We start from the raw sequence: 12,549 nt of genomic DNA, 5'->3' as shown, positions 1-12,549 counted from the left end.
ATGAGCGAGTTGTTGTCCTCAGTCAGTGAACACCTCCTGGCGCCTGGTGGCGTAACGATCGAGAGCCTGCAAGGTGTGCTCGGCGATCTGGCCGGCCCGGGCATCGATGCCGCCGACCTGTATTTCCAGGGGCAGATTTCCGAGTCCTGGGCGCTGGAAGACGGAATCGTCAAGGAAGGCAGCTTCAATCTCGACCAAGGTGTTGGCGTGCGAGCGCAATCGGGTGAGAAAACCGGCTTTGCCTACAGCAATGCCATTACCCTTGAAGCCCTCGGCGCCGCGGCCCGTGCGGCCCGTTCGATCTCCCGCGCCGGTCAGAACGGCACTGTGCAAGCCTTCACGACTCAGGATGTCGCCCAGCTGTACGGGCCGGACAACCCGCTGGAAGTCATGACCCGTGCCGAGAAGGTCGAACTGCTCAAGCGTATCGACGTCGCGACTCGCGCCCTCGACCCGCGTATTCAGCAATTGACCGTGAGCATGGCGGGTGTCTGGGAACGAATCCTTGTGGCTTCCACGGACGGCGGCCTGGCCGCCGATGTACGGCCGTTGGTGCGCTTTAACGTCAGTGTGATCGTCGAGCAGAACGGTCGCCGTGAGCGCGGCGGTCATGGCGGTGGCGGTCGTACCGATTACCGTTATTTCCTCAGCGATGACCGCGCCATGGGCTATGCCCGTGAAGCGCTGCGTCAGGCATTGGTGAATCTGGAAGCCATTCCTGCGCCGGCCGGTACGTTGCCAGTGGTGCTGGGGTCGGGCTGGTCCGGCGTGCTGCTGCACGAAGCGGTCGGCCACGGTCTGGAAGGCGACTTCAACCGCAAGGGCAGTTCGGCTTACAGCGGGCGCATGGGCGAGATGGTTGCGTCCAAGCTGTGCACCATCGTCGATGACGGCACGCTGGCCGGTCGTCGCGGTTCTCTGAGCGTCGATGATGAAGGCACCCCGACCGAGTGCACGACACTGATCGAAAACGGCGTACTCAAAGGCTACATGCAGGACAAACTCAACGCCCGCCTGATGGGCGTGGCCCGCACCGGTAACGGTCGTCGCGAATCCTACGCGCACCTGCCGATGCCGCGCATGACCAACACCTACATGCTGGCGGGCGAAAGCGACCCGGCAGAAATCATCGCCTCGGTGAAACGCGGCATCTACTGCGCCAACCTCGGCGGCGGTCAGGTGGATATCACCAGCGGCAAATTCGTATTCTCCACCAGCGAGGCGTACCTGATCGAAGACGGCAAAATCACTGCCCCGGTCAAAGGCGCGACGTTGATCGGCAACGGGCCGGAAGCCATGAGCAAGGTGTCGATGGTCGGTAACGATCTGGCGCTGGACAGCGGCGTGGGGACGTGTGGCAAGGATGGGCAGTCGGTGCCGGTGGGTGTCGGCCAGCCAACGCTGAAAATCGATGCGATCACTGTGGGTGGCACAGGATCTTGAGGAATGGAGCTTCGGGTGAACTGCAATGCAGCTCACCCGATTCGAGATTTAACGCAGACCGCGTTGAGTCTCGTCCAGCTCACGGATGTACTTGAAGATTTTACGGCTAGATGCCGGTGGCTTGTTGGTCGCCAGTTCGTGCTGGGCCTGACGGATCAGGGAGCGCAATTGCTGACGATCAGCCTCCGGGTAGTCGACCACGAACTTCTCCAGGACCGCATCGTCGCCCGCGATCAAGCGATCGCGCCAGCGTTCCAGGCCATGGAAACGTTCGTTGTACTGCCGGGTGGAGGCATCGAGTTGATCGAGCAAGCTCAGAATGGCGTCAGTGTCCTGGTCGCGCATCAGTTTGCCGATAAACATGAGGTGCCGTTTACGCGCGATATTCGCGGTGTGCTTGGGCGCATCGGCCAGTGCCCGGCGCATAGCGTCGGTCAACGGCAGTTTTGCCAGCAAGTCAGGCTTGAGCGTTGTAAGGCGCTCGCCGAGGTCAACCAGAGCATGCAGCTCGCGTTTAACCTGGGATTTGCTTTTTTCTCCCGTATCGAGGGAGTCGTCGTAAGAATCAACCATGGTGGCCGTCCGCAAAGAAACGCCGCCATGATAACCAGTCGGGGGCCGCTTGTCCGGCCCGGTCGCTCGAAGGCCCCAGCCGAAAGCAGAATTTGAGTGGAGAACAGCATGAGTGCAGTTGAAAGCGTCGGCCCACAAGCGTTGCCGGCACTGCAAGAACAAGTCGAGCAGATCATCGCTGAAGCCAAGCGCCAGGGCGCCAGTGCCTGTGAAGTGGCGGTGTCCCTGGAGCAGGGCCTGTCGACCTCGGTGCGTCAGCGTGAAGTCGAAACCGTCGAATTCAACCGCGATCAGGGCTTCGGCATCACCTTGTACGTCGGTCAGCGCAAGGGCTCGGCCAGCACGTCCGCCAGCGGTCCGGAGGCGATTCGTGAAACCGTCGCCGCCGCATTGGCCATCGCCAAGCACACGTCCGAAGACGAAGCTTCGGGCTTGGCAGACGCTGCGCTGATGGCCAAGGATCTGCAGGATTTCGACCTGTTCCACGAATGGGACATCACGCCGGAGCAAGCCATCGAGCAGGCGCTGGCCTGCGAAGCGGCGGCGTTTGCCACCGACAGCCGGATCAAGAACGCCGACGGCACGACCCTCAGCACCCATCAGGGCTGCCGTGTCTACGGCAACAGCCACGGTTTTATTGGCGGTTACGCGTCGACCCGTCACAGCCTGAGCTGCGTAATGATCGCCGAGGCCGACGGCCAGATGCAGCGCGATTACTGGTACGACGTGAACCGTCAGGGCAACTTGCTGGCCGACCCGGTGAGCATCGGCCAGCGTGCTGCTCAGCGGGCGGCGAGCCGTCTGGGTGCGCGTCCGGTACCGACCTGCGAAGTGCCGGTGCTGTTTTCCGCGGAACTGGCCGGTGGTTTGTTCGGCAGTTTCCTCTCGGCGATTTCCGGCGGCAGTCTGTATCGCAAATCCTCGTTCCTTGAAGGCACGCTAGGGCAGAAACTGTTCCCGGAATGGCTGACCATCGATGAGCGTCCGCACCTGATGCGCGCCATGGGCAGTTCGGCGTTCGATGGCGATGGTTTGGCAACATACGCCAAACCGTTCGTCGAGAAAGGCGAGTTGGTCTCGTACATTCTCGGCACGTACTCCGGCCGCAAGCTCGGGATGCCGAGCACCGCCAACGCGGGCGGTGTGCACAACCTGTTCGTCACCCATGGCGACGAAGACCAGGCAGCCTTGCTGCGCCGCATGGGCCGCGGCCTGCTGGTGACTGAATTGATGGGCCAGGGTCTGAACATGGTCACTGGCGATTACTCCCGTGGAGCGGCGGGTTACTGGGTCGAGAATGGTGAAATCCAGTTTGCGGTCCAGGAAGTGACCATCGCCGGCAACATGCGTGACATGTTCAAACAGATCGTTGCGGTCGGTAATGACCTGGAACTGCGCAGCAACATTCGCACAGGTTCGGTGCTGATCGAGCGGATGACAGTAGCCGGCAGCTAACGCTTAACCGTTACACAAAAAGGCGGGCCCCCCCTCGTGGGGGGGCGCGCCTTTTTTGTGCGTTGATTTTCTTGGGGTTGTGTTGGTTCTTATTATCAATTAATAATAAATCTCATTACCGAATGAGCCCGGATCATGAGTTCTGCCTTGCACGAGCAGCCTTACCTCGAAAGCTGGCGCTGGATGAGTCGCCAGATCCGTTGCGCGATGGACCCTGACGAGCCTCGCCTGATCGAACATTACCTGGCCGAAGGTCGGTATCTCGCCTGTTGCACGGCCACCTCTCACTGGACCATCGCCGAAACTTCTTTGCGCCTGTTACTCGACACCGTCGCCGCTGCCCGAGCCAACATCGAGCTCAAGCAAATCAGCGAATCCCAGGGCACAGCCATTGTCGATGCGGCGCTGGGCCTGCTCCAAAGCGACTTCATGCAGCATTTTCCGGTGGATATCTTCCAGACCGGTTCCGGCACCAGTTCCAATATGAACGCCAATGAAGTGATCGCCACCCTGGCCAGCCGCCTGCTCGGCGAGCCGGTGAACCCCAACGATCACGTCAATTGCGGCCAAAGCAGCAACGACATCATCCCGACCACCCTCCACGTCAGTGCTGCGTTGGCGTTGCACGAGCAATTGTTGCCGGCGCTGGTGCGTCTGGTTCAGGTGATCGAGCGCAAGGCCGAAGAGGTTCATCACCACGTCAAAACCGGCCGCACTCACTTGATGGACGCGATGCCGGTGCGCATGAGCCAGGTGCTCAACGGTTGGGCGCAGCAGCTCAAGGCCAACATCGGTCATCTGCAGGATCTGCTGCCGAGTCTGCAATCCCTGGCTCAGGGCGGCACGGCGGTGGGCACCGGCATCAATGCTCATCCGCAATTCGCGGCGCGTTTCAGTGAGCAACTGAGCAAGCTGACCCAAGTGCAATTCAAACCGGGCGAGGATCTGTTTGCGCTGATCGGCTCTCAGGACACGGCGGTCAGCGTGTCCGGTCAGCTCAAGGCCACGGCCGTTTCGCTGATGAAAATCGCCAACGACCTGCGCTGGATGAACTCCAGCCCGCTGGCCGGTCTTGGTGAAATCGAACTCGAAGCTTTGCAGCCGGGTTCTTCGATCATGCCTGGCAAGGTGAACCCGGTGATCCCGGAAGCGACCGCCATGGTCGCCGCTCAGGTCATCGGCAATGACACGGTCATCACCATTGCCGGTCAGTCGGGCAATTTCGAGCTGAATGTGATGCTGTCGATCATCGCCCAGAACCTGCTGAGCAGCATCGAGTTGCTGACCAACTCCAGCCATCTGCTGGGTGAAAAGGCCATCGCCAGCTTCAAGGTCAACGAATCCAGGCTGAAGGAAGCGCTGTCGCGTAACCCGATCCTGGTCACGGCACTCAACCCGATCATTGGTTACCAAAAAGCCGCGGAGATCGCCAAGAAGGCCTATCAACAGGGCCGGTCGGTGATCGATGTCGCTCTGGAACACACCGACCTGTCGCGCAGCCAGCTTGAGGTTTTGCTGGACCCTGAAAAACTTACCGCAGGCGGCGTGTAATCGCCGCAACCGCTTTGGAGGCTGACCATGGAGCACTGGAAACGCACGATCGAAAGGGCTAATCGATGTTTCATGCTGGGCGAACTGGTCGATGCCCGCGAGGCTTACTTGCAGGCATTGGCCCTGGCCCAGGTGTTGTTCGAGCGCTGGGCAGATGCCGACGAGGCGGTCGCGGCCTGCGTGATTTCCCACCACAACCTGGCGGATCTGCATTTGCGTCTGAACCAGCCTGAGGAGAGCGCCGAGTACCTGTGCACCATCCATCAGCGATTGTTGCAGACCATGCAGGATCCACGGCTGGCGCCGGCCCTGCGTGAAGCAGCGTTGCGCCAGAGCAGCAAAACCTACGTCGAGCTGCTGAATTTCATCAGCGAACACGGCAAATACCCGCGCACCCATCGTTTGCTGCATATCGACGCTGCCTCGCCTGCGCCTTTACATCATGGAGTTCATTGAAATGGCTTTTACCTTGCCTGCCTTGCCCTACGCCTACGATGCCCTGGAACCGCACATCGATGCGCAGACCATGGAAATCCATTACACCAAGCATCACCAGACCTACATCAACAACCTCAACGCTGCGGTGGAAGGCACCGAGTTTGCCGAGTGGACGGTGGAGAAACTGGTGTCTGCTGTCCAGCAACTGCCGGAAAAGCTGCGCGCGGCGGTGATTAATCAGGGCGGCGGGCATGCCAACCATTCGCTGTTCTGGGAAGTGATGGCGCCCAACGGCGGCGGCAATCCTGAAGGCTCCTTGGCTGAGGCGATCGATGAGCAACTGGGCGGCCTGAGCAGTTTCAAGGAAGCCTTCACCAAAGCCGCGCTGACTCGTTTCGGCAGCGGCTGGGCGTGGCTCAGTGTGACGCCGCAAAAGACACTGGTCGTTGAAAGCAGCGGTAATCAGGACAGTCCATTGATGAGCGGCAATACGCCAATCCTCGGCCTGGATGTCTGGGAGCACGCTTATTACCTGCAGTACCAGAACCGTCGCCCGGAATACATCAACGCGTTCTACAACGTGATCAATTGGCCTGAAGTCGCTACGCGCTATCAGGCTGCACTGGTTTAAGACTTCTGCAAAACCAATCCAAGGCTGGCTATGGGCACTGAAACACTGGCGATCGGAAGTGGACGAATGTTTCGTTACGCATTCGGATCGCTGTTACTGCTGGCAGGCATGACGTTATTGGTTGCCCAAGGCTTGGCGTGGCTGGACCTCGAACCGAAACTGCTGCGCGCGCTGCAAGGCGGGGCGATCTGCGCTTTGGGCACTGCCTTGGGCGCGGTGCCCGTGCTGGTCATTCGACGGATGCCCCAGACGGTCAGCGATACACTGCTCGGCTTCGGGGCCGGGGTAATGCTCGCGGCGACAGCGTTTTCGTTGATCGTTCCGGGGATCTCTGCCGCTGAAAACCTGGGGCTGACGCCTTGGGCGGCCAGCGGACTGATCAGTTTCGGCATCATGCTAGGTGCGTTCGGGCTATTTCTGGTGGATCGAAAGGTCTCCGGGGTCAGCCCGGAAATGTTGGTTGGCACTCTGGAACGGCCAGTGATTCCACCGCGAATCTGGTTGTTTGTGTTTGCGATCATTGCCCATAACATCCCCGAAGGCATGGCGGTTGGTGTGTCGGCGGGGGGTGGCATGCCCGACGCCGATAGCCTGGCCATGGGCATCGCCTTGCAGGATGTGCCGGAAGGTCTGGTGATCGCGCTGGTACTGGCCGGGGCAGGGATGTCGCGGGTCAAGGCGTTCCTGATCGGTGCTGCATCAGGGTTGGTCGAACCGGTATTTGCACTGCTGTGTGCCTGGCTGGTGAGCCTGGCCGAATTGTTGTTGCCCTTGGGGTTGGCACTGGCGGCCGGGGCAATGTTGCTGGTGGTCACCCATGAAGTCATTCCCGAGTCGCGCCGCAATGGTCACGACAAGCTTGCAAGTCTTGGGTTGCTGATCGGGTTTTGCTTGATGATGGTGATGGATACAGCGCTCGCTTAGGCGAGCGCTATTCGCCTTCGCCGAAGTAGTCGTTGATCAGATTCACCAATGCCTGCAGCGCCTCATCAGCTTGTTCACCTTCTGTATTCAGGTGGATTTTGGTGCCCTTGCCCGCAGCGAGCATCATCATTGCCATGATGCTTTTTCCGTCGACCGTGGATTCCGGCGTGCGTCCTACTCTGATCGTGCAATCCTTGAACTCACCGGCGACGCCAACGAATTTTGCAGAAGCGCGGGCATGCAGGCCCAGCTTGTTGATGATTTCAATTTCCAGAGCAGGCATCGCGGTGTGAATCCTTTAGCTGAGGTCGCGGTGGCGAACCTGGACGTTCTTCAGGGTTTTTTGCAGGGCCTGGCCCAGACGCTCGGTCAGGTAGACCGAGCGGTGATGGCCGCCGGTGCAGCCAATGGCAATGGTGACATAAGCACGGTTGCTGGCGGCAAAGCGGGGTAGCCACTTGAACAAGTAGGTGGAGATGTCCTGAAACATCTCTTCGACGTCCGGCTGTGCCGCCAGGTACTCGGCAACCGCTTGGTCGAGCCCGGATTGATCGCGCAACTCTGGCTTCCAGTAAGGGTTCGGCAGGCAGCGCACGTCGAACACCAGATCAGCGTCCACCGGCATGCCACGCTTGAAGCCGAAAGACTCCACCAGGAACGCCGTACCGGGTTCCGGCTGGTTCAGCAGGCGCAGCTTGATGGTGTCGCGCAGCTGATACAGGTTCAGGTTGGTGGTGTTTACTTTGAGATCGGCGAGGTCGGCAATCGGCCCGAGCAGGGCGGTCTCATCGTTGATGGCCTCAGCCAGCGAGCGATTGGCGTTGCTCAGCGGGTGACGACGGCGGGTTTCCGAGAAACGTTTGAGCAAGGTTTCTTCGTCGGCGTCCAGATAAAGCACATCACACTGGATATGCCGGCTGCGCACTTCTTCCAGCAGCTCGGGAAACCGCGACAAGTGACTCGGCAAGTTACGCGCATCGATCGATACGGCAACCAGCGGTTGCGCCAGCTCGGTGTGAATCAAAGCGCGTTCGGCCAGTTCCGGCAGCAGGCCGGCGGGCAGGTTGTCGATGCAGTAGTAGCCGTTGTCCTCGAGAACATCGAGTGCGGTACTTTTACCTGAGCCGGAGCGGCCACTGACGATGATCAAGCGCATGATTAATGACCGTTTTGCTCGTCCAGGACAACCTGATACAAGGCTTCATTGCTCGGGGCGCTGCGCAGTTTATCGCGCACTTCCTTGCGGTCGAGCATGCTGGCGATCTGGCGCAGTAACTCCAGGTGCGCATCGGTAGCGGCTTCCGGGACCAGCAGAACGAACAGCAGGTCAACCGGGGCGCCGTCGATGGCGTCGAAATCGATGGGTGCATCAAGGTGCATCAGGGCGCTGATGGGCAAGGTGCAGCCCTTCAGGCGGCAGTGGGGAATGGCGATGCCGTTGCCAAAACCGGTTGAGCCGAGTTTTTCACGGGCAATCAGAGCCTCGAAGACATCTTGCATCTCCAGATCCGGCACTTCTTTGTGGATAAGGTTGGCAATTTGTTCGAGGGCTTTCTTTTTACTGCCGCCCGGCACGTTCACGAGGGAACGGCCGGGGGTCAGGATGCTTTCAAGTCGGATCATGGGTTGGGAGTGTTAACGACCGGTCGCGCCCTGGAGGAGGCTTTGGGTCTTTTCCTTATGCTTTTTGAGTTGTTTATCCAGCTTGTCGGTCAGTGCGTCGATCGCTGCGTACATATCGGTATGCTCTGCGTTTGCGACCACTTCATTGCCGGGAATATGCAGCGTGGCTTCGATTTTCTGCTTGAGCTTTTCGACCGTCATGGTGACTTGCACATTGGTGATCTTGTCGAAATGCCTCTCTAATCGTTCGAGTTTTTCGCCGATGTAGGTGCGAAGAGGTTCGGTCACTTCCAGTTGGTGTCCACTGATGTTGACTTGCATACAGCTTCTCCTTCGTTGCCAGTGCATAAAGCGGCAGGCAGAAATGCCTGCCACTGGAACGCTGTGGCGTGGCTCTACATCAACCGCTTGCGTTCGCTCGAAGGCGCGATCCCGAGGGATTCGCGGTACTTGGCGACGGTGCGGCGAGCCACCTGAATGCCTTGTGCCTCCAGTAAACCAGCGATCTTGCTGTCACTCAACGGCTTTTTCTGATTTTCCGCGGCAACCAGTTTTTTGATGATCGCGCGGATCGCCGTGGACGAGCATTCACCGCCCTCGGAGGTGCTGACGTGGCTGGAAAAAAAGTATTTCAGTTCATATATGCCCCGTGGGGTATGCATGAATTTCTGCGTGGTCACCCGTGAAATCGTCGACTCGTGCATGCCCACCGCTTCGGCGATGTCATGCAGGACCAGCGGTTTCATGGCCTCGTCGCCGTACTCAAGAAAGCCGCGCTGATGCTCGACGATCTGAGTGGCTACTTTCATCAGGGTTTCGTTACGGCTTTGCAGGCTCTTGATGAACCAGCGGGCCTCTTGCAACTGATTGCGCATGAAGGTGTTGTCGGCGCTGGTGTCGGCGCGGCGCACGAAACCGGCGTATTGAGCATTGACCCGCAGGCGTGGCACGGATTCCTGGTTCAGCTCCACCAGCCAGCGCTCGTTGTCCTTGCGTACGATCACGTCGGGAACGACGTATTCGGCTTCGCTGGACTCGATTTGCGAGCCTGGGCGCGGGTTGAGGCTCTGCACCAGTTCAATCACTTGGCGCAGTTCGTCTTCCTTGAGCTTCATGCGACGCATCAACTGGCTGTAGTCGCGGCTGCCGAGCAGGTCGATGTAGTCGGTGACCAGGCGTTTGGCCTCGACCAGCCAAGGCGTCTTGGCGGGCAACTGGCGCAATTGCAGCAGCAGGCATTCGCCCAGGTTGCGGGCGCCGATGCCAGCGGGTTCGAATTGCTGGATGCGATGCAGGACGGCTTCGATTTCGTCCAGTTCGATGTCCAGTTCCGGGTCGAAGGCTTCGAGAATCTCCTCGAGGGTTTCGTCCAGGTAGCCCTGATTGTTGATGCAGTCGATCAGGGTCACGGCGATCAGGCGATCGGTGTCGGACATCGGGGCCAGGTTCAGTTGCCACAGCAGGTGGCTTTGCAGGCTTTCGCCGGCCGATGTCCGGGTGGTGAAGTCCCACTCGTCGTCATCGTTGCTCGGCAGGCTGCTGGCGCTGGTCTGGTAGACGTCTTCCCACGCGGTATCGACGGGCAGTTCGTTGGGGATGCGCTCGTTCCAGTCGCCTTCCTCGAGGTTATCAACCGTCGGGGCGGTTTCCTGGTAGGAGGGTTCCTGAATGTCGACGTTAGGTTGCTGTTCGGCTTTGTCGGCCAAGGGGTCGGCGTTATCGAAATCGTCGCCTTCTTCCTGGCGTTCGAGCATCGGATTGGACTCCAGGGCCTCCTGGATTTCCTGTTGCAGGTCCAGGGTCGACAATTGGAGCAAGCGGATGGCCTGTTGCAGCTGCGGTGTCATCGTCAGCTGCTGGCCCATTCTCAAGACTAGCGATGGTTTCATGGCAGGGGCTTAACACCTTATTCGCCGGCGCACATGCGCCATCCACTACAGGGCGCCGGAGCGCCAAACATAAGCAAATTATATGCCCGAAATTGCAGCGTTTGCCTAGAGCGCTGTAACAATAAAAAAATGTTGATTTCTTATCGAGACAAGCGCCCGAGCAACCAGCCAGACATCTCAGTGCTTACAGGCGGAACTCATGGCCCAGATACACTTCCTTGACCAGGTCGTTGGCCAGGATGGTGGCAGAGTCACCTTCGGCGATCAGCTGGCCATCGTTGACGATGTAGGCGGTTTCGCAGATATCCAGGGTTTCACGGACGTTGTGGTCAGTGATCAGCACACCAATGCCCTTGGCTTTGAGGTGATAGATGATCTGCTTGATGTCGCCCACCGAAATCGGGTCCACGCCGGCGAACGGTTCGTCGAGCAGGATGAATTTCGGGTTGGTAGCCAGTGCCCGGGCGATTTCCACACGGCGGCGTTCACCACCGGACAGGCTCATCCCGAGATTGTCGCGGATGTGGCTGATATGGAATTCCTGCAGCAGGCTTTCGAGCTCTTTGCGACGACCGTCCTTGTCGAGTTCCTTGCGGGTCTCGAGGATCGCCATGATGTTGTCGGCTACCGAGAGTTTGCGGAAGATCGATGCTTCTTGCGGAAGATAGCCGATACCGGCCTTCGCACGACCGTGCATAGGCTGGTGGCTGACATCCAGGTCGTCAATCAGTACGCGGCCCTGATCGGCCTGTACCAGACCGACAATCATGTAAAAGCAGGTGGTCTTGCCGGCGCCGTTGGGACCTAGCAGGCCGACGATCTGACCGCTGTCGATCGACAGGCTGACGTCACGCACGACCTGGCGGCTCTTGTAGCTCTTGGCCAGATGCTGAGCTTTCAGAGTTGCCATTACTGGGCCTTTTGCTCGTCGGTTTTCTTCTTGGGCTGGATCACCATGTCGATGCGCGGACGCGACTCGGTGACCTTGTTGCCCGTCGCGCGACCGGCGCTCGCAAGCTTTTTGACCGTGTCGTAGACGATTTTCTCGCCTTGGGTGACGTTGTTGTCCTTGTCGACAACTTTTGCCTTATCGATCAGCACGACGCGGTTTTGCGCTGCGTGGTACTGGATAGTCACGCCCCAGCCCTGAACAGGCTTGGTGTCGCCTGCCGTTTGCAATTGCTCGAAGTAGGCGAGGTTACCCACCGAGGTCACCACGTCAATGTCGCCGGTCGGCGTGCGGGTGATGGTCACGGTGTTGCCCTTAACGATCATCGAGCCCTGAGTGATGATCACGTCACCTTTATAGGTGGCAACGCCATTCTTGTCGTCCAGTTGGGCATCGTCGGCCTGAATGCGGATAGGCTGCATTTGATCGGTCGGCAGTGCCCAGGCGCTCACGCTTCCCAGTGCTGCGCTCAGGCCGAGCAAAATAGGGAGGGTTTTAACGAGCCTCATACTGTCCTCTTACGTTCGATAGCAGGTGTATCCTGCTTTCTTTCAAATACGCTTTCATTCCCTTGCCAGTCGACACACCACCAGCGCCGTCGATTCTAACGGGTTGCTCGGTCTGCGCATATTGCTGCTGCGGGAACACTGTCATGCGGGTGCTGGTAATCAGGGTCTTGCGGTTTTTCTCGTCGAAGCGCGTGATGCGCACCGAGTCAATCAGTTCGACCTGGGTGCCGTCGGGATTCACTTCGCCGTGCTCGCTCTGGACGTGCCACGGAAACTCGGTGCCGCGGAACATGTTCAGGTCGGGATTGGTCAGCAGTGTCACTTCGGTCGCTTTCAGGTGTTCAACCTTGTCGGACGTCATTTCATATTGCAATTTGCCGTCCGGCAGGTACTGCACGCTATGGGCGTTGATCGCGTAATAGTCAATCGCGGTTTCATCGACCTTCGCCATCGGCCGGTCGAGGAAACGCTCCGGGCTGATGTTCCAGTAGCCGACCGCCGCGAAAATCGCCGCGATGCAGCCGAATACTAGGATTTTGCGAATTTTTTTGCTCAGCATAGTTG

14 protein-coding genes and 1 pseudogene are annotated in these 12,549 nt (G+C 59.1%); 6 read left to right on the top strand and 9 right to left on the bottom strand.

Annotated elements, in window-relative coordinates:
• Window positions 1–1,443 carry a metalloprotease TldD gene (gene tldD / locus MO767_RS07290; RefSeq protein WP_282479980.1) on the top strand — a complete coding sequence of 481 codons (1,443 nt, stop codon included), beginning with the start codon at window positions 1–3 and terminating at the stop codon, window positions 1,441–1,443.
• 48 nt (window positions 1,444–1,491) lie between these two features.
• Here tldD and yjgA read toward each other — a convergent pair whose 3' ends face one another.
• The gene (gene yjgA, locus MO767_RS07285) at window positions 1,492–2,016 is read right to left on the bottom strand and encodes a ribosome biogenesis factor YjgA (RefSeq protein WP_282479979.1); all 525 of its coding nucleotides are present in this window, start codon (window positions 2,014–2,016) and stop codon (window positions 1,492–1,494) included.
• Between the two features lie 108 nt (window positions 2,017–2,124).
• Here yjgA and pmbA point away from each other — a divergent pair, with 108 nt between their 5' ends.
• From pmbA to MO767_RS07260, 5 genes and pseudogenes are all read left to right on the top strand, one after another.
• Window positions 2,125–3,471, top strand: a complete 1,347-nt coding sequence (gene pmbA / locus MO767_RS07280; RefSeq protein ID WP_134422008.1) for a metalloprotease PmbA — start codon at window positions 2,125–2,127, stop codon at window positions 3,469–3,471.
• A 315-nt stretch (window positions 3,472–3,786) separates the two neighbouring features.
• A pseudogene (locus MO767_RS07275) lies at window positions 3,787–5,022 on the top strand (class II fumarate hydratase); the annotation flags it as partial.
• A 27-nt stretch (window positions 5,023–5,049) separates the two neighbouring features.
• Complete coding sequence (locus MO767_RS07270; RefSeq protein ID WP_282479978.1) at window positions 5,050–5,478, top strand: hypothetical protein; 429 nt, start codon at window positions 5,050–5,052, stop codon at window positions 5,476–5,478.
• A gap of 1 nt (window position 5,479) precedes the next feature.
• Window positions 5,480–6,091 (top strand): superoxide dismutase, encoded by a 612-nt coding sequence (locus tag MO767_RS07265; RefSeq protein WP_282479977.1) that lies wholly within the window; start codon window positions 5,480–5,482, stop codon window positions 6,089–6,091.
• A gap of 30 nt (window positions 6,092–6,121) precedes the next feature.
• A complete protein-coding gene (locus MO767_RS07260; protein ID WP_282479976.1) occupies window positions 6,122–7,015 on the top strand; it encodes a ZIP family metal transporter in 894 nt (297 codons plus the stop codon).
• Window positions 7,016–7,022: 7 nt separating this feature from the next.
• Here the strand turns inward: MO767_RS07260 and MO767_RS07255 are convergent, their stop codons facing one another.
• The 8 genes from MO767_RS07255 to lptC all read right to left on the bottom strand — a co-directional run bounded on the left by MO767_RS07255 (window position 7,023) and on the right by lptC (window position 12,544).
• The gene (locus MO767_RS07255) at window positions 7,023–7,298 is read right to left on the bottom strand and encodes an HPr family phosphocarrier protein (protein ID WP_282479975.1); all 276 of its coding nucleotides are present in this window, start codon (window positions 7,296–7,298) and stop codon (window positions 7,023–7,025) included.
• Between the two features lie 15 nt (window positions 7,299–7,313).
• Entirely contained in the window at window positions 7,314–8,171 is an 858-nt protein-coding gene (gene rapZ / locus MO767_RS07250; RefSeq protein ID WP_282479974.1) for an RNase adapter RapZ, read from the bottom strand.
• A 2-nt stretch (window positions 8,172–8,173) separates the two neighbouring features.
• On the bottom strand, window positions 8,174–8,638 hold the full coding sequence (gene ptsN, locus MO767_RS07245) for a PTS IIA-like nitrogen regulatory protein PtsN (protein ID WP_282479973.1): 465 nt from the start codon (window positions 8,636–8,638) through the stop codon (window positions 8,174–8,176).
• A 12-nt stretch (window positions 8,639–8,650) separates the two neighbouring features.
• A complete protein-coding gene (raiA, locus tag MO767_RS07240; RefSeq protein WP_007941242.1) occupies window positions 8,651–8,959 on the bottom strand; it encodes a ribosome-associated translation inhibitor RaiA in 309 nt (102 codons plus the stop codon).
• Window positions 8,960–9,033: 74 nt separating this feature from the next.
• Window positions 9,034–10,527 (bottom strand): RNA polymerase factor sigma-54, encoded by a 1,494-nt coding sequence (locus MO767_RS07235; protein WP_046045855.1) that lies wholly within the window; start codon window positions 10,525–10,527, stop codon window positions 9,034–9,036.
• A gap of 184 nt (window positions 10,528–10,711) precedes the next feature.
• Window positions 10,712–11,437, bottom strand: a complete 726-nt coding sequence (gene lptB, locus MO767_RS07230; protein ID WP_090175473.1) for an LPS export ABC transporter ATP-binding protein — start codon at window positions 11,435–11,437, stop codon at window positions 10,712–10,714.
• Window positions 11,437–11,985, bottom strand: coding sequence for a lipopolysaccharide transport periplasmic protein LptA (gene lptA, locus MO767_RS07225; protein ID WP_282479972.1), 549 nt, complete (start codon window positions 11,983–11,985; stop codon window positions 11,437–11,439). Before lptA ends, lptB begins: the two co-directional genes overlap by 1 nt.
• On the bottom strand, window positions 11,972–12,544 hold the full coding sequence (gene lptC / locus MO767_RS07220; RefSeq protein WP_282480098.1) for an LPS export ABC transporter periplasmic protein LptC: 573 nt from the start codon (window positions 12,542–12,544) through the stop codon (window positions 11,972–11,974). Before lptC ends, lptA begins: the two co-directional genes overlap by 14 nt.
• Window positions 12,545–12,549: the final 5 nt, after the last annotated feature.

Source organism: Pseudomonas sp. UYIF39, assembly GCF_029963765.1.
Classification (GTDB): domain Bacteria; phylum Pseudomonadota; class Gammaproteobacteria; order Pseudomonadales; family Pseudomonadaceae; genus Aquipseudomonas.
The sequence above is the reverse complement of the archived record's forward strand: the minus strand, read 5'-3'. Positions and strand labels throughout refer to the sequence as shown.

Excerpts from the sequence above, each read along its gene's own strand:
- lptB (WP_090175473.1), bottom strand. The coding sequence starts at position 11,437 with ATGGCAACTCTGAAAGCTCAGCATCTGGCCAAGAGCTACAAGAGCCGC.
- lptA (WP_282479972.1), bottom strand. The coding sequence starts at position 11,985 with ATGAGGCTCGTTAAAACCCTCCCTATTTTGCTCGGCCTGAGCGCAGCA.
- yjgA (WP_282479979.1), bottom strand. The coding sequence starts at position 2,016 with ATGGTTGATTCTTACGACGACTCCCTCGATACGGGAGAAAAAAGCAAA.
- tldD (WP_282479980.1), top strand. The coding sequence starts at position 1 with ATGAGCGAGTTGTTGTCCTCAGTCAGTGAACACCTCCTGGCGCCTGGT.
- lptC (WP_282480098.1), bottom strand. The coding sequence starts at position 12,544 with ATGCTGAGCAAAAAAATTCGCAAAATCCTAGTATTCGGCTGCATCGCG.
- ptsN (WP_282479973.1), bottom strand. The coding sequence starts at position 8,638 with ATGATCCGACTTGAAAGCATCCTGACCCCCGGCCGTTCCCTCGTGAAC.
- rapZ (WP_282479974.1), bottom strand. The coding sequence starts at position 8,171 with ATGCGCTTGATCATCGTCAGTGGCCGCTCCGGCTCAGGTAAAAGTACC.
- MO767_RS07265 (WP_282479977.1), top strand. The coding sequence starts at position 5,480 with ATGGCTTTTACCTTGCCTGCCTTGCCCTACGCCTACGATGCCCTGGAA.
- MO767_RS07255 (WP_282479975.1), bottom strand. The coding sequence starts at position 7,298 with ATGCCTGCTCTGGAAATTGAAATCATCAACAAGCTGGGCCTGCATGCC.
- MO767_RS07260 (WP_282479976.1), top strand. The coding sequence starts at position 6,122 with ATGGGCACTGAAACACTGGCGATCGGAAGTGGACGAATGTTTCGTTAC.
- MO767_RS07270 (WP_282479978.1), top strand. The coding sequence starts at position 5,050 with ATGGAGCACTGGAAACGCACGATCGAAAGGGCTAATCGATGTTTCATG.
- MO767_RS07235 (WP_046045855.1), bottom strand. The coding sequence starts at position 10,527 with ATGAAACCATCGCTAGTCTTGAGAATGGGCCAGCAGCTGACGATGACA.
- raiA (WP_007941242.1), bottom strand. The coding sequence starts at position 8,959 with ATGCAAGTCAACATCAGTGGACACCAACTGGAAGTGACCGAACCTCTT.
- pmbA (WP_134422008.1), top strand. The coding sequence starts at position 2,125 with ATGAGTGCAGTTGAAAGCGTCGGCCCACAAGCGTTGCCGGCACTGCAA.